A 23512-nucleotide genomic window follows, 5' to 3' on the forward strand; every position below is an offset into this window, starting at 1 on the left:
GTCGGCGGTAGGGTGGGACGCGTTCGCCCCCGCCCGCCGGTGCCGGGGCCGTCGTGGACCATTCCCCATCGAGGAGACCCCGTGAAGAAGATCGAGACCGTCGCCGTCATCGGCCTGGGCTACATCGGCCTGCCGACGGCTGCCATCCTGGCGGAGAACGGCGTGCGCGTGCACGGCGTGGACGTCTCGGACCGCACGGTGGACGCCGTGAATGCGGGCACGGTGCCCTTCGTGGAGCCGGACCTGGCCGGGTTCGTCGCGCGCGGCGTCGAGAAGGGCCTGCTCAGCGCCTCGACGACGACGCCGGCGGCGGACGCCTACATCGTCGCCGTGCCGACCCCGTTCAAGGACGGGCACTCCCCGGACCTGGGCTACATCGAGGCCGCCGCCCGCGGCCTGGCCCCGCAGCTGACGGGTGACGAGCTCGTCATCCTCGAGTCCACCTCGCCCCCCGGCGCCACCGAGCACATGGCCGAGGTGATCTTCGCCGAGCGTCCTGAGCTGCGCGAGTCCGAGCTGGACTTCGCCCACTGCCCCGAGCGGGTGCTCCCGGGCCGTGTGATGGTCGAGCTCGTGACCAACGACCGGATCGTCGGCGGCTCGACCCGGCGCGCGGCCGAGCGGGCCCGCGACCTCTACCGCACGTTCTGCGAGGGCGAGATCCTGCTGACGGACACCCGCACCGCGGAGATGGCCAAGCTCGTGGAGAACTCCTTCCGCGACGTCAACATCGCCTTCGCCAACGAGCTGTCCGTGATCTGCGCCGAGCAGGGCATCGACGTGTGGGAGCTCATCGAGCTCGCCAACCACCATCCCCGCGTGAACATCCTGCAGCCGGGCCCCGGCGTGGGCGGCCACTGCATCGCCGTGGACCCGTGGTTCATCGTGGACGCCGCCCCGCAGACCGCCCGGCTGATCCGCGCGGCCCGGGAGATCAACGACGGCAAGCCCCAGTGGGTCATCGACCAGGTCAAGGCTGCGGCCTTCGACGTCCAGCAGGCCACCGGCCGCGCTCCGGTCGTCGCAGCCCTCGGCCTGGCCTTCAAGCCGAACATCGACGACCTGCGTGAATCCCCGGCCCTGAACATCGCGGCCGAGCTGGCGGGCCAGTTCTCCGGGTCCGACGTGCTCGTGGTCGAGCCGCACGTGACGGAGCTGCCGGCCGCGCTGCAGGGCAAGGACAACGTGCGCCTGGTCGCGGCCGACGAGGCCCTGGACGCCGCCGACATCGTGGTGCTGCTGGTGGACCACTCCGCCTTCGCCGACCTCGGCGACCGCGTGGCCGACAAGCGCGTGATCGACACGCGCGGCCAGTGGCGCACCGTCCCGTCCCTCTGACCCGACGCGGCCCGCGCCCCGCCCGCCCCGCCGACAGGAGCCTGCACCGATGACCGCACGCGAGCGCCCCGCGTCGTCCCGCCGGCCGTTGCTGCGGTCCCTGGCACTGACCGCCCAGACCGTCCGCGAGCACGTGACGGATGACCCGGTGCTGCTGGCCCTGCAGGTCTCCCGTCGACTGCCGCCCGCAGTGGCGGGCGGGGCGGTCGGCGTCCTCACCCGCCTGGGCCGGAACGGCGTCGTGCCCGCGCTCGGCCACGAGATGCGGGGCGAGCGCGCTGCGGCCCTGGCCGCCCTCGGGGTGGACGAGGCCGGCCAGCCCGTCCGCGCGTCCCGTCCGGGGGCGGGGAACGTCCGCGGGCTGGTCCACCGGGCCGACGCCGCCCTCGGCATGGGCCGGCCCGACGTCGCCGAGACGCTGCTCGGCAGCGTGCCGGAGGAGCATCGCGGCGCGGCGTGGACGGCCGCCGCCGCACGCCTGGCGGCCCACCGCGGCGACCTCGGCGGCGCGGCCGCGCTCGCCGCGCGGCATCCCCGCAACCGTCATCTCGCCCGCCGCATGGCGGGCGAGCGGGACGCGTTCCGCGGCGTCGCCCCGACCGTGCCGACCGAGCCCGGCTACCGCCCGGTCCCGGGGCGGGTGCTGCACGTGCTGACCAACTCCCTGCCCCACACCGGATCCGGGTACGCCCAGCGCAGCCACGCGATCCTCACCTCCCTGCGGGACGAGGGCTTCGATGTCGCCGCCGTGACGCGGCCGGGCTACCCCGTGCAGATCGGCGTGCCCTGGGCGGCACAGCGGGATGTCGTGGACGGGATCGGCTACGCCCGGCTGCTGCCGGCGCGGCTCGCCCAGGGCCAGGCCGCCCGCATCCAGCAGCACGCCGAGCTGCTGGCCGCGCACGTGCGTCGACACCGTCCTGCCCTGCTGCACACCACCACGCACTTCGTGAACGCGCTCGCGGTCGAGGCCGTGGCGCGGGCCTTCGGGATCCCGTGGGTGTACGAGGTCCGCGGGCAGCTCGCGGACACGTGGGCGGCGGTGCGCGGGCCCGAGGCCCTGGGCTCGGAACGGTACCGGCTCTTCCAGGAGCGGGAGGCCGAGGCCGCCCGCCGCGCCGACGGGGTCGTGACGCTCGGGGCGGGCATGCGCGACCGCCTAGTCGCCGCCGGGGTGGCCGAGGACGCCGTCGTGCTCTGCCCCAACGCCGTGGGCCCGGCCTTCGTCGCCGAGCCGGCGGACCGGGACGAGGCACGCGCCCGGCTGGGCTGGGACCTGCCGACCGACGCCTTCGTGGTGGGCACCGTCTCGAGCCTCGTGGACTACGAGGGACTGGACACCCTGCTGCGCGCCGCCGCGCGGCTGGCCCCGCACCGTCCCGGACTGCGCGTGCACATCGCCGGCGACGGCGTCGCCCGTCCCGGGCTGCAGGCCCTGGCCGCGGAGCTCGGCATCGCGGAGCTGTGCGCCTTCCCCGGGCGGGTGGACCGCGAGGATGCGCGCCTGCACCACGCCGCCCTGGACGTGTTCGCGGTCCCGCGCCGGGACCTGCCCGTCACGCGCGCGGTGACGCCGATGAAGACCGTCGAAGCCTCGGCCACCGGTCGGCCCGTCGTCGCCTCGGACCTGCCGGCCCTGGCCGAGCTCGTCGAGGACGAGCGGACCGGCCTGCTCGTCCCCGCGGAGGATCCCGCAGCGCTGGCCGCCGCCCTCGACCGGCTCGCGGGGGACCCGGCCGAGCGGGCGCGCCTCGGCGCGGCCGGCCGGGAATGGGCCCTGCAGACGCGCACCTGGGAGGCCAACGCGCGCCGCTATCGGACGCTCTACGACCGGCTCGGCGTCCACCCGCGCTGATACAGTGACGCGGGCGCCGGGTCTCCCGCACTCTCGTGTTCCGGAGGCCTCCTCGACGCCCGCCCGACGCTCGCCGCGTGGGGCCCGTGCACGGAAGGAAGACTGGACCCGCATGAAGATCGCCGTCGTCGCCCTGGGCAAGATCGGCCTGCCGCTGGCCGTGCAGTTCGCAAGCAAGGGACACGAGGTGGTCGGCGTAGACGTCAACGCCGCCGTCGTGGACCTGGTCAACGCGGGGACCGAGCCCTTCCCGGGCGAGGCCCACCTCCAGGAGAAGCTCTCGTCCGCGGTGGCCGACGGCCGCCTGCGCGCCACCACCGTCTACGGCGACGCCGTCCCGGGGGCCGACGCCGTCGTGCTCGTCGTGCCGCTCTTCGTGGACGAGGAGGCCCGCCCCGACTTCGGCTGGATGGACGGCGCCACCACGGAGCTGGCGAAGCACCTGACCCCGGGCACCCTCGTCTCCTACGAGACCACGCTGCCCGTGGGCACCACCCGCACCCGGTGGAAGCCGATGCTGGAGGAGGGCTCGGGCCTGACCGAGGGGGAGGACTTCCACCTCGTGTTCTCCCCGGAGCGCGTGCTCACCGGCCGCGTGTTCGAGGACCTGCGCCGCTACCCGAAGCTGATCGGCGGCCTGTCGGCGGCCGGCGCCGAGCGCGCCCGCGAGTTCTACGAGGCCGTGCTGGACTTCGACGAGCGGCCTGACCTGTCCCGTCCCAACGGCGTGTGGGACCTCGGCTCCGCGGAGGCCTCCGAGATGGCCAAGCTCGCGGAGACCACCTACCGCGACGTCAACATCGGTCTGGCGAACGAGTTCGCCCGCTACGCCGGCGCGAACGGCATCGACATCTACCAGGTGATCGAGGCCTCCAACTCGCAGCCGTACAGCCACATCCACCGCCCGGGCATCGCCGTGGGCGGCCACTGCATCCCGGTCTACCCGCGCCTGTACCTGTGGAACGACCCGGCCGCGGACATCGTGCGCACGGCCCGCGCGGTCAACGCCGGCATGCCCTCCTACGCCGTCCAGCTGCTGGCCGAATCCCACGGGGACCTCGCCGGTCAGCGGGTGGTGGTCCTCGGCGCCGCCTACCGCGGCGGAGTGAAGGAGACCGCGTTCTCCGGTGTGTTCGCCACCGTGGGCGCCCTGCGCACCCGCGGCGCCGAGGTCACCGTGGACGACCCGATGTACACGGACGAGGAGCTCACCGCGCTGGGCTTCACCCCGCACACTGCGGGCGCCGAGGTCGACGCCGCCATCCTGCAGACGGACCACGCCGAGTACCGCGCCCTCACCCCGGCCGACCTGCCGGGCGTGCGCACCTTCGTGGACGGCCGCAACGTCACCGACGCCGACGCCTGGGCGGGCGTGACCCGTCGGGTCATCGGCCTGCCGCAGGACGCCGAGGCCACCCGGTGAGCGGGAACGTCTTCACCGCCGCCTCGGCCGACGTGGCCGAGGACGCCGTCCTCGGCGCCGGCACCAAGGTCTGGCACCTCGCGCAGGTCCGTGAGCAGGCCCGCCTCGGCGAGCGCTGCATCGTCGGTCGCGCGGCCTACATCGGCACCGGGGTGGAGCTCGGCGACGACTGCAAGGTCCAGAACCTCGCCCTCGTCTACGAGCCGGCCCGTCTGGGCCGCGGCGTGTTCATCGGACCCGGCGTCGTCCTGACCAACGACACCTACCCCCGCGCGGTGAACCCGGACCTGTCCCAGAAGTCCGGGGACGACTGGGACGCCGTGGGCGTGGACGTCGGCGACGGCGCCGCGATCGGCGCGCGGTCGGTGTGCGTGGCGCCGGTGCGCATCGGCGCGTGGTCCCTGGTGGCGGCCGGCTCGGTGGTCACCCGCGACGTGCCGGACTTCGGCCTCGTGGCCGGGGTGCCCGCGAAGCGCATCGGCTGGGTCGGCCGGACAGGCCGCCGGCTGGAGGAGAGGGACGGCGTCTGGGTGTGCCCGGACACCGGGGAGACGTTCATCGAGCGGGACGGCGCGCTGCGCCCGGCCGGGCCCGCGCAGGAGGAGGAGAACCATGGCTGAGTTCATCCCGGCGGCGAAGCCGCTCATCGGCGACGAGGAGCGTGAGGCGGTGGACCGCGTCCTGCGCTCCGGCATGGTGGCGCAGGGCCCCGAGGTCGCGGCCTTCGAGGAGGAGTTCGGTGCCGCGATGGTGGACGGCCGGGCCTGCGTGGCCGTCAACTCCGGCACCTCCGGCCTGCACCTGGGCCTGCTGGCCGCGGGCATCGGCCCCGGCGACGAGGTCATCGTGCCCGCCTTCACCTTCGCGGCGACCGGCAACGCCGTCGCCCTGACGGGTGCGACCCCGGTCTTCGCGGACGTGAACCTGCAGACGTACACCCTCGACCCCCAGGACGTGCGCGCCAAGGTGACGTAGCGGACCGCCGCCGTCATGCCGGTGCACCTGTACGGCCACCCGGCCCGCATGGACGAGCTCGAGGCGATCTGCCGCGAGCACGGTCTCCAGCTGTTCGAGGATGCGGCGCAGGCGCACGGCGCCCGCTGGCAAGGGCGCCCCGTGGGCACCTTCGGGGCGTGGGGGATGTTCAGCCTCTACCCGACCAAGAACATGACCTCGGGTGAGGGCGGCATGGTCTCCGTGGGGGAGGAGGACGTCGCCCGTCGCCTGCGCCTGCTGCGCAACCAGGGCATGGAGGTCCAGTACCGCAATGAGCTCGTGGGCTTCAACAACCGCATGACGGACATCCACGCGGCCATCGGGCGGGTGCAGCTGACCAAGGTCGGCGCGTGGACGCGGCGCCGGCAGGAGATCGCCGCCCGCTTCGACGCCGAGCTGCGCGGGGTCACCGTGCCGACGGTGCTCGAGGGCGCCGAGCACGTGTACCACCAGTACACGGTCCGCCTGCCCGAGGAGCTGGCCGGGAAGCGGGCGGACGTGCTCGCCCGCCTGAAGGACGAGTTCGGGGTCGGCACGGGGGTCTACTATCCGGTGCCCACCAATGAGCTGCCCTCCTTCGGCATCGAGGCGGACCTGCCGAACACCCGCGTGGCCGCGTCCACCGTGTTCTCCATTCCGGTCCACCCGTCCCTGACGGACGCGGACGTCACGCGCGTGGTCGAGGCCGTCAACACCGTGGTGGCGGAGGCCGCCGCATGAGCGTGCTGCGCACCGGACTGATCGGCCTGGGCATGATGGGACGCCACCACGCCCGCGTGATGCGCTCCATCGAGGGCACCGAGCTGGTCGCCGTGGCCGACGCGATGGGTGATCCGCACGGCGTGGCGGGGGACCTGCCCCTCTACGACTCGGTCCAGGGGCTCATCGACCATGGCGTGGACGCGGTCATGTGCGCGGTCCCGACCGGCCTGCACGAAGAGGTCGGCCTGGCCCTGGCCGAGGCCGGCGTGCACGTGATGGTCGAGAAGCCCATCGCGCACAGCACCGAGGCCGGCACCCGCCTGGTCCGCGCCTTCGACGAGGCCGGCCTCGTCGGCGCCGTGGGCCACATCGAGCGGTTCAACCCCGCCCTCCAGGAGATGCGCCGCCGGATCCAGGCCGGTGAGCTGGGCCGGGTCCTGCAGATCACGACCGTGCGCCAGGGCGGCTTCCCCGCCCGCATCGCCGACGTCGGGGTCGTCAAGGACCTCGGCACGCACGACATCGACCTGACCGCGTGGCTGGCGGACAGCCCGTTCACGCGCGTGGCCGCGGAGACCATGACCCACTCCGGCCGCGAGCACGAGGACATGGTGGTCACCAGCGGCCGCCTCGAGTGCGGGGTCATCACGAGCCACGTCGTGAACTGGCTCTCGCCCGTGAAGATCCGCCAGACCGTCGTCACCGGCGAGCTCGGTGCGTTCGTGGCGGACACCGTGCACGCGGACCTGACCTTCCAGGCCAACGGATCGGTCCGCACCCGCTGGGACGCGGTGTCCGCGTTCCGTGGCGTCTCCGAGGGGGACGTCACCCGCCTGGCGATCGAGAAGCCCGAGCCGCTGCACACCGAGCACGAGGCGTTCCGCGACGCGATCCTCGGCGTCCGGCAGGAGCACGTGTCCATGGCGGAGGGGCTCGACACGCTGCGCGTGGCCGAGGCGATGATCGCGTCGGCCCGCACGGGTGAGAGCGTCACGCTGTGAGCGCGGGGGACTGGCGACGCCGCGCCCGCCGGGCCGTCCGTGCGGTGGCCCGACGGGCGCGAGCCCTGCCCGAGCCCGGGCCTCGCGTGCTGCGCGCCGTGTTCGACACCCTCCCACAGGACTCGGACGCCGTGCGTCGAATCCGGTCGATGGCCGCCCCACCCCGCCGGCGCGGCACGCCCCCGCCCCGCTCCGCCGCGCCCGCCCGCGACACCACCCCGGGCTATCGCGGTTACCTCCACCTCGCCGACGTCGGGGACACCTACACCTCGCAAGAGGCAGCGACACTGCTGCAGCTCGAGAACGCCGTGCTCAAGCGGCGCCTGTTCGCGGAGCCGGCGCCCCCGCTGACCCCCACGGGCCACGAGGAGGAGGACCTGGCCGCCGCGCCGAGGCGGGTCGCCGACCACTTCGCACGGGCGGACGCCGCCGCCCAGCTCGGCGACGACGCGCCGCGACACCTGGTCGTGGTGGGCGTGTACCCCACCCTCGAGAACCCCTACGGCAACGGCTTCGTGCACCGCCGGGTCAAGTACTTCCAGGCCGCCGGCGTCCGCGTCGACGTCGCGGTGATCGATCGGTCCGCCGAACCCCGCTCCTACGAGTACGACGGCGTCCACGTGCTGGTGGGCCGGGGAGCGGAGGCCGCGGAGCTGCTGCGCACGCGGCACTACGAGTCCGTGGCGGCCCACTTCCTCGTCCGCTCCCTCTGGGAGCCGATCCAGGACGCGCTGGCGGGGCACCGCTTCTTCGCGTTCATGCACGGTTTCGAGTCGCGCCGGTGGATCCGGACCATGCGCAACCACCGGACCCAGGGGCAGGTGGACGACTCGATCGTCGACACCCTGGAACGCCAGCGCTTCTGGCGCGAGGTGCTCGACCACCCGCACGGCCCCGAGCGGTTCGTGTTCGTCTCCCGCTGGTGGCGCCGAGCGGCTCAGGAGGACATGGAGCTCGTCTTCCCGGCGCAACGCACGGCGATCGTGCACAACGTGATCGACACGGACCTGTTCTGCTTCGTGCCCAAGGACCCCGAGCAGCGCTTCCGTGTGCTGTGGGTCCGCTCCGCGGCGAACCTCAATTACGGCGCGGACCTCGCCGTGCGGGCCCTCGAGCGCCTGCGGGACACGCCCCTGTGGGACCGCATGCAGGTCACCGTGATCGGCGACGGCAAGCACTTCGGCCTCTTCGAGGAGGCCTTCGCGGACGACGCGAACGTCACGGTGGAGCGCCGCTTCGCCGTCCAGGAGGAGATCGCGGCCCTGCACCGGGAGCACGGCGTGTTCCTGGTGCCCACCCGACTCGACTCCCAGGGGGTCTCGCGGGACGAGGCGATGGCCTCCGGGCTCGTGCCCGTGACCAATGACGCCGGCGCCGTCCGGGAGTTCGTGGACAAGGACTGCGCGATGATCGCCGACGCCGAGGACGTGGCCGGGCTGGCCGACGGCCTGCGACGGCTGATGGAGGACCCGGACCTGTTCCTGCGGATGTCCCGGGCCGCGGCAGCCCGGGTCCGCGCGCAGACTTCGCCGGAGCACACCGTGGACCAGGAAATGGCGCTGATGGGTCTGGCGGCAGGCCCGGGCGGGCGAGGGGAGGAGAACGCATGAGCACCGTGCTGCTGTTGACGGCCGGCACGGGCCCGGCGGAGGGTCTGCTGCTGCAGGACCTGCGCGATAGCGGCCACGTGGTCGACGTCCTCGACGTCGCCTCGCACGCTTGGCTGCGCCGGCGTCCCGGCCTTGCCCCGGCCCCGCTCTACCCGTGGACCGGCACCCACGCCCTGCGCGCTGCCGGCGCCCAGATCGCGCGCGAGATGCACCGGGTCACGGCCGCGGGCGCCTACGACGCGATCCTCGCCTCCGGGCTCGGCGCCGCGGGCTTCGCCGCCCGGCATGTAGAGGAGGAGTTCATCCCCCTGCTCCGCCGCGGCGACCTGGACTTCTCGGCGGCCCGCAGGCACGCCGAGGAGGACTTCGCGGCCCTGACGCGGGCGGTCGACCGGCTGTTCCTCGAGGACGAATGGGAGTTCGACAAGGCCCTCTCGAAGGGGTCGTGGAGCGCCCACCTCCGCCATCCACGTCGAGCCCTGCCGCCCGAGTTGTTGCCTCCGCTGGCCGAAGAATTCGAGACGCCGAGCGTCGTCGTCCTCCACCCCGAACACGTCGACGCCGACCGCCTCGCGGCACAGATGGAGGCGCTCCAGACCGCGGTGGACACGGTGCCGGGCGCCTCGCTCCGCAGCCTCTCGGCCTCCGCCCTCTACCGCACCCGCGACCTCGCCGCAGGACGCGCGTTCGACGCGGTCGCGGCGACCCGGCTCGGCGGCGCCACGCACGTGGTCCTCGTGGGCTCGTCGCGCGACCACACGGCCGTCGGCGAACTCCTGGTCGGCGCCGGCGTCGCGGAACGGTTGGTGGTGGAGGACACCATCGGCTCGGGCGCGTGGGCCGCGGGCCATCCGGGCGTGCGGACGGGGCGGGGGCTGCGCCTCGTCACGGAGCTCGCCGCGGCCCTGCGCGGGGGGCCCGAGCCTCACTCCGCCGTCGACACCGTCGACGCCGGCACCACCGACCTGCTCGCCGCCTACCGCACGGCGATGACCGGTCTAGTGGACAGGACGTTCGAGGACCTCGCGGTGCTGCGGCACGACGGCCCGTTGGACGTGTTCTTCTCCACCTCGCCGCTCGAGGACCGCACCGACGGGGCCCGTCCCCAGCGGGTGCGCAACATGAACGACGCCCTCTCCGAGCCCGCCGCGGCGCTGCGGCTCTCCTCCGTCCCGGGCGTGTTCGACCGGCGGCTCCGGGTCCTGGACGATTCTCTCGCCGCCGGCCGTCCCCTCGGACTCCTCTACGGCGAGAACTCGACGTCGCCGATCCCGGTCGGCCGGGTGACCGCCGCCCTCGCGGACGTCATGGCCCGCTTCTCGGCCGGCGGCGGCACGAGCGTCTGGTTCGTTCGTGACCTGCACTGGCTGGACGAGATCGACGGGTACCTCGAGGACGCCGACGCGCGGCGCGACGTCCAGGAGCGTGGGCTCGCCGAGTTCGACGCGATGGCGGCGGCCGCGGATCGGCTGGCGGCTCCGTCTGCGGAGTCCGGGGCGGGCTTCGACGCCCTGCTGGCCCGCCATGGCCGCGGGCCCGTGGACTGGCTGCCGCTGCCGCCTGCCGTGTCTCCGGCGAACACCGTCCCCGCCGACGCCCCGGCGATCGGCGAGGAGGGCGTCACCCTGCTGTACGCCGGAGGCGTGGGCGGGATCTACGGTCTGGGCCAGTATCTCACCGCCGTCGGGACGCTCGACCCGCAGGTGCGACTCGACTTCGTCGTGCGCGCGGGGGAGCGTTCTGTGTTGGAGGACATGCTGGCCGAGCACGGCCTGGCGGACCGACCCGGGCTGCGGATCACCACGGTCCCGCTCGAGTGGTACGTCCCCGCGACGAAGACCGTGGTGGGCCTGGTGCTGCTGGGCGGCGAGTACGTCCGGTTCAGCTTCCCCTACAAGACCATGTCCCTGATCGAGCGCGGCTACCCCGTGCTCTGCTTCGCGGACATGGGGATCGCCGACTTCCTCGAGCGCAACCGCGTGGGGCTCGGTGTCGCGCGCTCCTCGGAGGCGATCCGCGCCGGCATCGACGCGCTCGTGCGGGACGGGGCGCCCGGCATGACCGACGCCCAGCGCACGCAGTCCTGGGCCGCCCGGGTGGCCACCGCCCGGGCATCGGCCGAGGACTGAGTCCCGGCCCCACCGGGGGCGCCCATCCGGGGACCCGGCAGGGGCCCGCGACGGATCACACCCCGGCGGGCCCGTCCGTCGTCTCCGCGGGGCTGAGCAGGGCCTGCATCCGCACCAGCACGGCTTCGGGCGCGTGCAGCCGCGCATGGTACGCGCGGGCCCGCTCCCGGCGCTCCCGCGCGGCCGCCGGCGCCTCCTCCAGCAGGCCCAGCACCGTGGCGAGGAGCGTGGCGTCGTCGGCTTCGATCGCCGGCGGGGCGCACTCGTCCGGCGCGGCAGTCACCGGCGGCCCGGCGACCACAGCGCTGCCCGCGGCCAGGGCCTGCAGGGCCGCGACCTCCAGTTCTCCCGTGTGCAGCGGAGCCACGACGACGTCGCCGTGGAACGCGTCGGGTCGACGACGGAACCGGGGACCCGACGGGGCCTCGACCGGGATCCCGCGTGCGGTGAGTTCCGCGACCAGCTCGTCCACCGCTGCCGACTCGGCCGAGGTGCGGTCCCCGGGCAGGACGAGCACGCTGCGGGGTGCGGACGCGCCGTCAGGGTCGATTCCCCGGTCCGTCGGCGTCGGGATCGGTGCCGGCAGCCAGAGCACGCCCGGCGTCAGCAGAGCCTCCACGCGCCGGTAGGAGAGCACGGGGACTCCGGCGGCCAGGGCGGCCTGGAACGGGCGGCCCTGACGTCGGATGCGGCGGTCCAGCGCTGCCCGCGCGTCCGGGTCCAGTCCTCCCCAGGGGTGGCCGGGGGCGGCTGTCAGCCGTCGGTCGACGCCGGCGAGGATCCGCTCGCCGGCCACCAGGGCGACCCGACGTCCCCGAGCCCGGAGGGAGAGCAGTTCGTGGACGGGGGACTGCTCGGCCCGGCCCCACAGCGGCCCCTCGCCCCCGCTGAGGACCGTGCCGTGGGCACGGTCGTCCGTGACCCAGTCGTGCAGGACGCCCCAGACCGCCTCGGGCCCGCCCACGGCGAGGCCGCGGCCCTCGGGGACCTCCCGGGGCGGCCGCTGCGTCGCGGGGCCGGCGTCGGCGGGCCAGGCGTCCAGGAGGGGTCGGACCGTGGGCGGGTCGCCCACGACCAGGAGCCCGCGGGGCTGGGGCTCGCGCGCGGGGTCAGGGGCGATCTCCACGGGCGGCGGCGCGACGGGCGTGGGCACGAGACGCCGCCAGAGACCGTGCAGCGCCCGCTCGGCGGCCTCCCACCCGTGGCGGGCGGTGATCTCCGGGGAGCGCGCGGCCGCGGCCAGCTCGGTCCGTCGCGCCAGGAGGACGCGCACCGCCCGGGCGAAGTCCGCCGCGTCCCCGGGGGTGAACACGGTCCCCACCCCCTGCTCCCGGACGAACCGGGCCTGCTCGCGCAGGTCGGACACGACCAGCGGCAGACCCGCCAGCAGGCATTCACGCAGCTTGGTGGCGACGGCGCTCTCGTGGGCCGGGGTGGGGAGCAGAGGGCTCACGCCCGCAGTGGCGGAGGAGACGTACCACGTCACAGAGGCCGAGGGCACGTAGTCGACGAGGTGCATCCGGTCGGTGACGTCGAGCTGGGCCGCCCGGTCGCGCAGGGCCTGCCGGGCGGCGGGGTCGGGGGAGCCCACGAACGCGACGTGGACGCCGGGCAGCAGCGGCAGGGCGTCCACCAGCGTGCCCACGCCGCGGACCTCCGCCAGCTTGCCGACGTAGACGAGCAGCGGGACGTCGTCGGACAGGCCCAGCTCGGTGCGCAGGGGCAGGCGCTCGGCCGGGTCCATCGGGACCTGCGTGCCCCACGGGCCGTTGATCACCGTCACGGGGCGTTCCGGCAGGGCGTGGTACTCGCGCATCCGGTCCGCCAGTCCGTCCGTGACGGCGACGACGGCGTCGGCCTCGTGGATCAGCTCGGCCTCGGCTGCCTTCCACGCGATGCGCTGATCCACGGGCCCGGGCATCATCTGGCCGGGCAGCCACTCGTGGGCGTCGTAGACCCACGGCACCGGCGGCAGGCCGCGCGCGGCGCGGTAGCGGTCGTAGGCGGCCGCAGCGGGCAGGGGATGGCGGTCGTGCACGTGGACGAGGTCGGGCGCGAGGTCGATCAGGGCACGCAGGAAGCCGTCCTCGTAGTCCGCGATCAGGGGCCAGACTTCGCGCCAGGCGCCGGTCCGCCCGGCGGTGAAGTTCTTCAGCGCGCGCCGTCCCCGCGTTGCGGCCGGGCCTCGGCGGCCCCGCGCCGGGGCGAGGCGGTCCAGGCGACGGGCGGCCCGGCCGAGTCGGCCACGGGCCCCGTCGGGCAGGGCGTGGGGCGACAGCCCGCGCACCACGGCCTGCGGCAGGCCCGCCCCGGCCTCGTGGGCGAGGTCCCAGGCGGTCATCGCCGCGGCTTCCTCGGGGTCCAGCACGGCGGACCAGTCCGTCGAGTCCGGCCGGGCGGTCCCGTGCAGGGTCTGCCAGGCCAGGTGCCGCCGGAACGTCACGGGCACGCGCAGGATGGGCACGGAGCCGTACCGGCCGAGGTTGAACGTGGTGCGGTGCGAGACACCGACGACGACGACCTCGTAGCCGGCGCGCACCGCAGAGACCGCGGCCTTCTCCACACGCGAGTCTCCGACGACTTGGTTCCCCACCAGCATCGCCATCCGGGGACGGCGGGGGGCGGGCGTGGCGACAGGCATGGGGCTCCTCCTCAGCGGGGTCAGGTGGCGGCGCCCCCCAGGATCCGACGGACCAGGGCAGGCACGACGTCCTCCTCAGCATAGGTGTGTGCCACGTCTCGCCGGGCCTGGGCGACGGCGGACCGCCAGGCCCGCGCGTCGGCGGTGGCGGCGCGCACGGACGCGGCCATGGTGGCCACATCCGGGCTCAGCCACGCGGCGGGGTAGAGCAGGTCGGCGCCCGCCCACGCCAGCGCGGCCGGCAGACAGCCGTGCGCGGCGCCGTCGGGCAGCGTGAAGTGGAACGACTCGAAGTCCGAGACGGAGAGCGCGACGCCCACCCGGGCGTACCACGCGGGCATGTCCGGCCCGTGGGGGTCCCAGGCCACGGCTCCGGCGAGCAGCGGGTCGGTCTCGATGCGGTGCAGCTGCGCCCGGTAGTAGGCCGCTGCGGCGGGGCGCTGCGCCATCCAGCCGACCTCCTCCGGGTGGTGGCCGCGGATCCGGAGCGTGTGGCGGGGCTCGGTCCGGCGGAGCGTGGCCAGCAGGTCGAGGGCGCGGTGCAGTCCCTTCCGCTCGGGCAGCACGCCGACCAGACCGAGCACGAAGCGCCGGCCGTCGTCGCCGTCCGGGAGCGTGGGCGGCACGGCCACGGCGTTCGGCACCACCGAGGTCCGCGCGGCCGGGAAGCGGGTGTCCCGCAGCACCTGGGCGCGCACGTGCTCGGCCACGAACACCCACTCGTCCAGGGCGTCCTGACGCACCCGGGACGGGAACGCGGTGCCCGCCTCCTGCAGGTGGAGCCTGCTGGTCAACCGCGTGGTGCGGTGCGGGGAGTCCAGGTGCCGGGAATACCAGGCGAGATTGCCGAGGCTCCATTCGCAGTGCACCACGTCCGCCCACGCGGCCAGGGCGCGGCTGCGCTCGACGTCGTGGCGGGCGTGGCCGCGCCAGGCGTCCACGCGCACCTCGTGCCCGTCCGCCCGCAGCCGGTCCATCAGCGCGCCCGCGAACTTCAGGTCGTGGCCGGCGACGACGACGCGGCGCGGCTCCGCGGTCACCCGCACCCGGGGCGCGGATGCGGCGGGTGGGCCGGTGGCCTCGGCGGGCGTGAGCGAGTCCAGGCGAGCCGCCCGGCCGGCGGCGGCCAGGCGCTCCCACGTCTCACCTGCCCGGTCCGGTCCGATCACGGCGCGGCCCGCGCGTGCGGCCACGCTGGCGAGCACGGGGTCCAGCCGGGTCCCCTCCGGCGCGAGGACGGCGTCGACGAGCCCCAGTGCGGCGAGGGCCCGCGCCCGTCCGGCCGCCGTCGCCGGGTCCGGGCACACGACGACGAGCACCCCGGGGAGGCGGGCTTCGGCGGTGCGCAGGGCGGCGATCAGGGCCCCGCGGGAGGCGGGGTCAGTCACCAGCACCGTGTGCAGGCCGGGCGCGCCGGCGGGCTTCTCCAGGTCCGCGCAGCGCCGGGCGGCCAGCTCGGCTGCCGCCTCGACGGACCAGCCGTGCGCGGCCGGCCCGTCCACCGGCAGGAGCAGGACGGCCGGCGCGGCGGCCGGCCGGGGCCCGAGGGGGGAGAACGCGTCGAGGGAGGGGTCGCGCGCACCCGTCAGGGCGCGGCGCAGCGCCGCCGCAGCCGGGAGCGGGAGCGCGGTCGCCGCGTCCGGCACGTGCACGTCCGACGCACGCCAGGTGCGCTCCGGGAGGGTAGCCGCGCCCCGGGCGCCGCGCGCCGCGCGGAGGGCCGCGGCGCCGGCGTCGCCGGCCGTGGCGGCCGCCCGCTCGCCCACGATGCGGGCCCGGCCCGCCCAGCGACGCAGCCGCGCCCCGGCCGTGTTCACAGCGCGGTGATCCCGGTGGGCCGCTCGCCGCCGGTCCACGCGATGCGCTCCCGCACGAGCTCCGACCGCTTGCGCTCGAGGATCTCCTGGGCCTCCTCGGTCCGCCCCTGGGCCATGGCCCGGGCGTAGAGGTTGTAGCCGCGCGTCACCGCGCGAGGGCTGCCGTTCATCGTCAGGACGCCCCGCTCGATCCAGATCACGCGCTGGCACATCTCCTGGATGGTGCTGAGGGAGTGGCTGACCAGGAACACGCAGCCGGCCTGCTCGCGCAGCTCGTCGAGCCGCTGACGCGTGCGCTCCCGGAACTGGGCGTCGCCCGTGTTGAGCGCCTCGTCGATCACGAGGATGTCCGGGTCCACCGAGGTGGCGATCGCGAACTGCAGGCGCGCGGCCATGCCCGAGGAGTACGCCTTGAGCGGCAGCTGGAGCGCGTGGTCGTCGAGGCCCGACAGGGCGACGACGGCGTCTCGCTTGGCCTCCGCCTCCGCGCGGGACATCCCCATCGCCAGGCAGCCCAGCCGGATGTTGTCCTCACCGGACACCTGGCGGACGAGTGCGGCGTTGACGCCCAGCATCACGGGCGTGGAGGTCGCGTAGATGTGGCCGGTGGTCGGGCGCATCTGGCCGGTGATGAGCTTCATCAGGGTGGACTTGCCGGACCCGTTCGTGCCGATCACGCCCACAGACTCGCCGCGTCCCACCACGAATGACAGCGGCTGCAGCGCCTGGACCTCCGTGGTGCGAACGCCACGGGCGGCGCGGACCCGTCCCCGCAGACCCCGGCGGGGCTGGACCGCTTCGGCCGAGTGGACGCGGTAGGTCATGGACGCCTCGTCGACGACGACGGAGGGGGTCAGGGGCTCCGCGCTCATCGTTCCTCCCCGTAGGTCTCCTCGGCGCGCCAGAACACCACGGTCCCCACCACGAGCAGGGCCGCCGTCCACGCTGCGAGGACGATCCACCGCATCGGGTCGGCGTCGGAGGCGTACAGCAGGGACTGGCGCGCGATGTCCAGGACGCAGTACAGGGGGTTCAGATGCATGGCGGTCATCAGTGGCGGGATGTTCGCGAAGCGGTCGGCGCTGAAGAACACGGCGGAGATGTAGAGCCAGATCCGGGTGCCGAACGCGATGAGGTTGGACAGGTCGGACCAGCGGGCCACGTAGCGGGCCAGCAGGAGGGAGGCGCCGACGTTGAACAGCGTCTGCAGCGCCAGGAGGGGGATCAGCAGCAGCCAGCGCCACGTGATCTGCTCCATCGGCGGGATGGCGAGGACCAGCACCAGCATCACCACCAGCGTCGGGCCGAAGAGCATCAGCTCTCGGATGTTCGTCGCGATCGGCAGGGTGGCCCGCGGGAAGCGGAAGGCGCGGACGATGGAGAGGTTGGTCGAGATCGAACGCGACCCCGCCGTGATCGCGCTCGAGGTGTAGCGGAACAGGAACACGCCGATGATCAGGTAGCCGAGGAAGTTCGGCACGCCGCGGCCGGTGCCCAGCAGCAGCCCGAACACGAGGAAGTACGCCGCACCGTCGAGGATCGGGTTGAGGACCATCCAGACGCGGCCGAGCGCGTTGACGGAGTTCGCCCCGGCGATCCGGGAGCGGGAGTCGAACAGGATGAACGAGCGGTACTCCCACAGGGAGGCCAGGTAGCGCGCCAGGCCCGGGCGAGCGCCCACTCGGCGCAGGCCGGCTCCGTCCACGGTCAGGACCGCGGTGCCGCTCGGGACGCGGGGGTCGCCGGTGTCTGACATGCCGTCGCGGCCTCTCTTCATGCAGGCGGGAAGGCGGGCCGGGGCGGCCCGCCGCGAGTCGCCACTCTAGCAACCGGCGGTGCGGCGGCGCCGTCAGTAGACTGGCGCCAGCTCGCGCCCGCGTCGACCCTGATCGGGCCGCGCCCGCGGCCCGTCGTCCAGTCAAGAGGAGCAACTGTGCCCAAGGTCATGCCCATCTACGGAACCCGCCCGGAGGCCATCAAGGTGGCCCCCATCGTCAAGGCGCTGCAGGCCGACGAGCGGTTCGAGTGCGTGGTGACTGTCACGGGGCAGCACCGCGAGATGCTGGACCAGGTCAACGAGCTGTTCGGCATCGTCCCGGACCACGACCTGAACATCATCCAGCCCCGCCAGACCCTCAACGGCGTGTTCGCCCGCACCCTCGACGGGCTCGACGCCGTCCTCGAGCAGGGGCGGCCGGACGCCGTCGTCGTCCAGGGGGACACGACGACCTCGACGGCGGGCGCCGTCGCCGCCTTCAACCGCGGCATCCCCGTGGTCCACGCCGAGGCGGGCCTGCGCAGCTTCGACATCCTCTCCCCGTTCCCGGAGGAGGCCAACCGCAAGATCACCAGCCAGATCTCGGCGCTGCACCTGCCCCCGACCACCGTGAGCCGGGACAACCTGCTGCGTGAGGCCGTGGCCGCGGAGGACGTGTACGTGACGGGCAACACCGTGATCGACGCGCTGCTGGAGGCCGTCGGCCACCAGGTGCCGTTCGAGGACGAGCGTCTGGCGGAGCTGGAGGCGTCGGGCCGCCGCGTCGTCCTCGTGACCACCCACCGACGCGAGAACCAGGGCGATGCGATGCGCGGCGTCGGGCGCGCCCTGGCCCGCCTGGCCGCGGACCACCCCGACGTCACCTTCGTCCTGCCGGCGCATCGCAACCCGGTGGTGCGCGAGGCGATCCTGCCGGAGATCGAGGGCCGCGAGAACGTGCTCGTGACCGAGCCCCTGGCCTACGGCGAGTTCACCCACCTGCTGTCTGTGGCCACTGTCGTGCTGACGGACTCCGGCGGCGTCCAGGAGGAGGCCCCGTCCCTGGGCAAGCCCGTCCTGGTGATGCGCGAGAACACCGAGCGTCCCGAGGCCGTGACCGCCGGCACCGTGCGCCTGATCGGCACCGACGAGGAGGTCGTGGTCACCGAAGTCACCCGCCTGCTGACGGACGACTCCGCGTATACCGCGATGTCCCAGGCCGTGAACCCCTACGGCGACGGCCGCGCGGCCGAGCGCACGGTCTCGGCGATCGCCGAGCTGCTCGGCGTGGGCGAGCGACTGCCGGCCTTCGACGGCGCCTGAGCCGCACCGCACCCCCGGACGGGGACACCCCGTCGAGGCCACGAGGCCGCCGTCCCCACGGGGACGGCGGCCTCGTGCGTGCCCCGACGTCACCCGTCCTCGCGCGGGGTCACCCGGGCGTCCTCCGGGCGGACCAGCGGCAGGGACCCGGTGCGGGGACCGCCGGGCACGATCGGCACATTGGTCTCCGGGGCACGCCACCACGCGAGCGCGCCGAGCAGGATGACGCCGCCGGTGAGCGCGAACGCCCATCCGTAGCCGGCCGTGTCCACCACGAGGCCGGCCAGCAGCGGGCCGGAGATGGCGCCCAGGTCCGCGGACATCTGGGCGGTGGACATCACAGCGCCGGAGCGCCGCCTCTGGCCCACGACGTCGGCGATGGCCGCCTGCTGCGGGGCGTTGAGGGTGCCCGTGCCGGCGCCGGCCAGCAGGCACGCGAGCAAGAAGGACAGCGGTGAGGTCATCCAGCCGATCACCCCGGTGGTGGCAGCCATGACGAGCAGGCCCGCCAGGATCAGCGGACGGCGTCCATGCCGGTCGGACAGCCGCGAGCTGAACGTCACAGCGGTGACGTTGCCGAGCGCGAACACGGACAGGGCCAGGCCCGCCATGAGAGCGCCGTCCACCTGCCAGCCCAGCAGCCCCGTGCCGGCGAACGCGGTGGCCGCGAACAGGGGCATCACCGAGTTGCGCACACCGAACGTCGCCCAGCCGTTGGCGAAGAAGGAGACCAGCGCGGCCCGGTAGGACGGGTTGGACAGGGCCTCCCGGACCGGCATGGCGGGGCGGACGTCGCGGACGGCGCGGTCCGCGAGCCGGGTGTCCTTGAGCAGGAAGAACACGAGGGCCGCCGCCACCACCAGGGAGCTGCCGTAGATGAGGAACGGGGCCCGGTACCCGAACACGGACAGGGCGGAGCCCACGATCGGACCCACGATGTTGCCGATCAGGAACGCGGACGCGTAGGCGCCCGAGATCCGGCCGCGCATCGTGGGCGGGGACTTGCGGGCCAGGAACGCCATGGCGGACACGGTGAAGAGGGTGGAGCCGACGCCGCCGAGCGCCCGGAAGAGGAGCAGCTGCGGGAAGGTCTGCGCGAAGGCCACCAGGAACATGGACGCGGCCACGATCAGCACGCCCGTCATGTACACGGGCGTCTCGCCGAGCCGGTTCGTCAGCTTGCCGGAGACCGGGGCGAACAGGAGGCGGGTCAGCCCGAACACGGACACGACGGCGGCCACCCCGACGGCGGACGCGTCGAACGTCGCCGCGTACTGCGGCAGCAGCGGGGCGATGATGCCGAAGCCGATCGCGATGATGAACGCGGCGGCGACGAGGACCCTGATCTCACGGGGCAGAGGGACCCGCGAGGAGCGGGCGGACGACGACGGCATGACCGCCATCCTCGCACGGCGCCGGGGGTGCGGCCCGGGGCGACGTCCGCCACGCCTCGTGGGATCCTGGTGAGATGGACCACCGTTCTTCCTCCGGCCGTCGTCGCCGGATGTTCCGCGTCTGCGCCGGCCTGCTGGCCGCTGCTGTCGGGTTGGCGGGCTGTGCACCTCAACCTGCCGCGGCGCCCGGCGGCGAGTCCGGGGATCCTCCCCAGACAGCTGGCCACCCCATGACCGCCGTCGAGCGCGCAAGCCTCTATCCGTGTCGAGCCTATGGGCAGCTCCAGAGATTCAACACGGTGGAGACCAATGCGCGGGACGTCTACGGGTGGCGCCAGTTCGATCCCGTCGCGGTGGGTGACGGATCGGGTGACATCGACTGGGATAGAGATCCTTACCAAGACGAAGGCTGGCGTCTGTGGCTGTCTTCCCTCAGGTGGATCGGGCCCAGTATCGAAGCCGGCCGTGAAGGCGACGAGGAGGCCCTCGGTGTCGCTGAGCGCGTCATACGCGATTGGCGGGCTGACCACGAGGGCGGATGGGGCGGCGACCATGATGATGCGGAAGCCAACCATCACCGCATGGGCGTCCTCCTCTGCTTCCGGGAAGTGGTCGCCGACCGCGCAGCACGTTCTGCTGAACTCGCCGAGGACGGCAGTCTGCCGGAGCAGTACGCCTGGCTGGATGACCTGATCGGCCAGCACGCGGCGCAGAACATGGCGCGCTACTCACGGCGGCACAATCACGGGTCGATGGAGAACCTGGCTCTTCTGGGTGCCGGGTGCGTTCTGGACCGACCGGACTGGATGGAGCACGCCATGGAGCGCGCCGAAGGCGATATTCCCTTCCAGGTGGACGACGAGGGCCTCAGTAACGAAGCAGCGCCGCATTATGCGGAATTCAATTATGCCCTCTTCCAAGCCATTGATGAGACAGCAGCTGGCTGCGGGGTCGAATCCGGCGCTTTCGAGGATGGGGTGGAAAAAATGGGTCAAGCCCTTCCTCACATGGTTGATTCGAGGCTCATCCGAATCCAGGGTGTAGCCGGGGTCTGAACCCGCCGGTCTCGAGCAGGGATCTGGCGATGTAGTTGGTCAGGTTGCGGAACCCCAGCGCCGAGCCGCGCAGGTGCTCGAGCCTGCCGTTGATCGCCTCGGTGGGCCCGTTGGAGGTGCTGGGCCGGTCGAAGTAGGCCAGGACGTCGGCGGCGCGCTTCTTCAGCGTCCTGCCGAGCTTGGTGATCTCGACCAGGGCCTTGGGGACGCCGGTGCTGATCGAGTCGATGAGCCGGGCCATCAGCTCGCGGCCGTGGCGCCGGTTCTCGTGGCGGTAGGCGGCGATCATGCGCTGGTAGACGCTCCAGGTGACCTCGACCTCGACGTGGGCGTCGTCGGCGAACAGGGTGTCCAGTCGGTCCTTCTGCTTGTCGTTGAGCAGGTCGACGCCGGTGGACAGGGTCCGGCGGGCGGCATAGAGCGGGTCGCCCTTGCGGCCGCGGTGCCCACAGATGGCCTGCTGAACTCGCCGTCGGCACTCATCGAGCGCCTCGCCAGCGAGGCGCGTGACGTGGAAGGGATCTAGCACGGTCACCACGTCGGGCAGTTCCTCGACGGCGGCGGTCTTGAACCCGGTGAAGCCGTCCATCGCGACCACCTCCACGCCGTCGCGCCAGTCCTGCGGGCGGTCGGCCAGCCAGGTCTTGAACGCCTGCTTGGAGCGTCCTTCGACCATGTCCAGCAGCCGTGCCGGGCCGGTGCCATCTCGCACTGGGGTGAGGTCGATGATCACGGTGACGTACCTGTCGCCGCGACGGGTGTGCCTCCACACGTGCTCATCGACCCCGACGACCTTCACCCCCTCGAAGCGGTGCTCCTCGTCGATCAGCACCCGCTTGCCCTCGGCCAGAACGGCGTCGTTGGCGGTGTCCCAGGCCACCCCGAGCCCCTCGGCAACCCGAGCCACGGTCAGGTGCTGGACCACGATCCCTTCCAGCGCCCACCGCAGAGCGCGCCGAGACAACTTGGCCCGGGGCTCGGCCGCGGCGGTGGTGTCCTGGCGCCACACATACCCGCAGCCGCTGCAGCGGTAACGGCGCACGACGACCTCCAGCGTCGTGGGCCGCCAGCCCAGTGGTTCGTGGGCAAGCCGTCGGACCACGGTGTCACGTGGTCTCCCTTCGCAGCCGCAGCGCCGGCACCACTGGTCGGGCTCGACCACCTGACAGGCCAATACGGCACGATCCGGCTCGAGTCGCTGCCCGGTGACAACGAGGCCGAGTTCGTCGAGGCGGCAGAAGGCAGTCAGGTCGGGGCTGGCGAACGCATCAGCGCGCCCGCCGACGGTAGCGTCGTGCACGTCGAGGTCTTTCGGGCTGAGTGTGTAGGAGCTCTCATCCTCGGGAGACCTCGACCTCTATCCGGCCACCGACGCGCCGGCCCGCCGCGCGACGTGCGCTACACCCTCATCTGGGAAGAGCCTGATTCGACGGGCTCATACTGGCAATACGGGGACAGTGCAGAGTTCCCTGTCAGGCCATTCGACGGCATGAGCGATGAGTTGCGCTACGCGGCCACCAACGGGGCGGAGGGCGTCGCGCCTGCCGACCGTGTCCGTGCTTTTGACTCCGGTCCCGTATTCGGCCGGTCATCCTGGGGAATTCCCGGAGACGGCTTCGCGGACGCCTCCGCATGGATGCTGCGCACGGGCACGGGGCGGGAGACGAAGTCCCACCGCGGTGATCTGATGCAGTTCCTGTACACGGCTCGCGGTCGTCAGATCGTCGAAGACGGGGGACATCCCGGCATCGTCGAGGACAGCTGGCGACCGTGGGGTCTGGGGCCGACTGCGCACAACGTGATCCACATTCCGACGCTCGACGAGTACCCGGGCGCGGGTCCCGCCGAGCGGGGTGAGGTGTGGGTGTCGTCGGATGGCTCTGCCGACGGTGCGACGGCGCGCCAGAATCTGGACGTCGGCGGGGAGCGGGCCCGTTCTGTTCTCGTGCTCACCGACCCGGACGCCGCCGTCATCGTGGATCGCACTCGCATCCTCGACGGCCGGACGGACCATGTGATCGAGACGCTGTGGAATCTTCCGGCGGAGTTCTCGGCAGAGAGGGTCTCCGAGGACACCGTCCGGGCGGTGGACGCAGGCTCCGGCGAATCGACGACCCTGGTGCAGGTGCGCATGGACGGTGAGCCGGTGTCGCGTGGCGGTGTCCACCTCCGACGGGGCGAGACCGACGCCAAGGGCGGCCACGCCCACCACGGATGGCACTACCCCGCAGAGCAGGAACGGGAGGAGGCGACGCAGGTCGCGTTCCGTTCGACCGGAGCCGACTCCGCGATCGTGAGTGTGCTCGTCCCCGCCGCCGCGGGCGACGCCGTGGGGGTGGACAGTGAGAGGGCCCCCGACGGTTCCGTCATCCTCACGGTCCGGAGCGAGGACGGGCACGCCCGAGTCGCGGTTCAGCAGGACGGCACCCTCTCCCGCCTGTCGTGAACCGTGCGGCCCGGGGCGGGCGATGG

At 73.4% G+C, this 23512-nt stretch carries 16 protein-coding genes and 1 pseudogene; 11 read left to right on the forward strand and 6 right to left on the reverse strand.

Annotation, left to right across the window (positions count from 1 at the left end):
• The first annotated feature begins 81 nt into the window (after window positions 1-81).
• The 8 genes and pseudogenes from wecC (at window position 82) to MLUT_RS16035 (ending at window position 11054) form a co-directional block, all read left to right on the forward strand.
• Window positions 82-1338, forward strand: coding sequence for a UDP-N-acetyl-D-mannosamine dehydrogenase (gene wecC, locus MLUT_RS16000; protein ID WP_010078941.1), 1257 nt, complete (start codon window positions 82-84; stop codon window positions 1336-1338).
• 49 nt (window positions 1339-1387) lie between these two features.
• Complete coding sequence (locus tag MLUT_RS16005) at window positions 1388-3193, forward strand: glycosyltransferase family 4 protein (protein WP_012750826.1); 1806 nt, start codon at window positions 1388-1390, stop codon at window positions 3191-3193.
• Between the two features lie 112 nt (window positions 3194-3305).
• The gene (locus MLUT_RS16010) at window positions 3306-4616 is read left to right on the forward strand and encodes a nucleotide sugar dehydrogenase (protein WP_010078939.1); all 1311 of its coding nucleotides are present in this window, start codon (window positions 3306-3308) and stop codon (window positions 4614-4616) included.
• Window positions 4613-5236, forward strand: a complete 624-nt coding sequence (locus MLUT_RS16015) for an acyltransferase (protein ID WP_010078938.1) — start codon at window positions 4613-4615, stop codon at window positions 5234-5236. Before MLUT_RS16010 ends, MLUT_RS16015 begins: the two co-directional genes overlap by 4 nt.
• Window positions 5229-6332: pseudogene (locus MLUT_RS23325) on the forward strand (DegT/DnrJ/EryC1/StrS family aminotransferase). The gene MLUT_RS16015 and the pseudogene MLUT_RS23325 overlap by 8 nt, the downstream one beginning before the upstream one ends.
• Window positions 6329-7315 carry a Gfo/Idh/MocA family protein gene (locus MLUT_RS16025; protein ID WP_010078937.1) on the forward strand — a complete coding sequence of 329 codons (987 nt, stop codon included), beginning with the start codon at window positions 6329-6331 and terminating at the stop codon, window positions 7313-7315. Before MLUT_RS23325 ends, MLUT_RS16025 begins: the two are co-directional and overlap by 4 nt.
• A gap of 149 nt (window positions 7316-7464) precedes the next feature.
• Window positions 7465-8925, forward strand: coding sequence for a glycosyltransferase family 4 protein (locus tag MLUT_RS16030; protein WP_231936584.1), 1461 nt, complete (start codon window positions 7465-7467; stop codon window positions 8923-8925).
• On the forward strand, window positions 8922-11054 hold the full coding sequence (locus MLUT_RS16035) for a glycosyltransferase family protein (RefSeq protein ID WP_010078935.1): 2133 nt from the start codon (window positions 8922-8924) through the stop codon (window positions 11052-11054). Before MLUT_RS16030 ends, MLUT_RS16035 begins: the two co-directional genes overlap by 4 nt.
• A 55-nt stretch (window positions 11055-11109) precedes the next feature.
• Here MLUT_RS16035 and MLUT_RS16040 read toward each other — a convergent pair whose 3' ends face one another.
• The 4 genes from MLUT_RS16040 to MLUT_RS16055 are packed head-to-tail and all read right to left on the reverse strand — an operon-like array spanning window position 11110 to window position 17268.
• The gene (locus tag MLUT_RS16040) at window positions 11110-13695 is read right to left on the reverse strand and encodes a glycosyltransferase family 4 protein (RefSeq protein ID WP_010078934.1); all 2586 of its coding nucleotides are present in this window, start codon (window positions 13693-13695) and stop codon (window positions 11110-11112) included.
• A gap of 20 nt (window positions 13696-13715) precedes the next feature.
• A complete protein-coding gene (locus tag MLUT_RS16045) occupies window positions 13716-15512 on the reverse strand; it encodes a glycosyltransferase family protein (protein ID WP_111763579.1) in 1797 nt (598 codons plus the stop codon).
• A complete protein-coding gene (locus tag MLUT_RS16050; protein ID WP_010078931.1) occupies window positions 15509-16384 on the reverse strand; it encodes an ABC transporter ATP-binding protein in 876 nt (291 codons plus the stop codon). Before MLUT_RS16050 ends, MLUT_RS16045 begins: the two co-directional genes overlap by 4 nt.
• Window positions 16381-17268: an ABC transporter permease gene (locus MLUT_RS16055; RefSeq protein ID WP_010078930.1), complete on the reverse strand. Its 888-nt coding sequence runs from the start codon at window positions 17266-17268 to the stop codon at window positions 16381-16383. Before MLUT_RS16055 ends, MLUT_RS16050 begins: the two co-directional genes overlap by 4 nt.
• Before the next feature lie 177 nt (window positions 17269-17445).
• Between MLUT_RS16055 and wecB the strand changes: the two genes are divergently transcribed.
• Window positions 17446-18591, forward strand: a complete 1146-nt coding sequence (gene wecB, locus MLUT_RS16060) for a non-hydrolyzing UDP-N-acetylglucosamine 2-epimerase (RefSeq protein WP_010078929.1) — start codon at window positions 17446-17448, stop codon at window positions 18589-18591.
• Window positions 18592-18680: 89 nt separating this feature from the next.
• Here wecB and MLUT_RS16065 read toward each other — a convergent pair whose 3' ends face one another.
• On the reverse strand, window positions 18681-19985 hold the full coding sequence (locus MLUT_RS16065; protein WP_010078928.1) for an MFS transporter: 1305 nt from the start codon (window positions 19983-19985) through the stop codon (window positions 18681-18683).
• 230 nt (window positions 19986-20215) lie between these two features.
• Between MLUT_RS16065 and MLUT_RS16070 the strand changes: the two genes are divergently transcribed.
• Window positions 20216-21040 (forward strand): alginate lyase family protein, encoded by an 825-nt coding sequence (locus MLUT_RS16070; RefSeq protein WP_041779779.1) that lies wholly within the window; start codon window positions 20216-20218, stop codon window positions 21038-21040.
• Here the strand turns inward: MLUT_RS16070 and MLUT_RS16075 are convergent.
• Entirely contained in the window at window positions 21009-22340 is a 1332-nt protein-coding gene (locus MLUT_RS16075) for an ISL3-like element ISPfr3 family transposase (RefSeq protein ID WP_012750828.1), read from the reverse strand. The genes MLUT_RS16070 and MLUT_RS16075 overlap by 32 nt on opposite strands.
• Before the next feature lie 189 nt (window positions 22341-22529).
• On the opposite strand from MLUT_RS16075, the gene MLUT_RS16080 reads away from it, so the two are divergent.
• Entirely contained in the window at window positions 22530-23486 is a 957-nt protein-coding gene (locus MLUT_RS16080; RefSeq protein ID WP_036335684.1) for a hypothetical protein, read from the forward strand.
• Window positions 23487-23512: the final 26 nt, after the last annotated feature.

Origin of the sequence: Micrococcus luteus NCTC 2665, assembly GCF_000023205.1 — a bacterium.
Lineage (GTDB): Bacteria > Actinomycetota > Actinomycetes > Actinomycetales > Micrococcaceae > Micrococcus > Micrococcus luteus.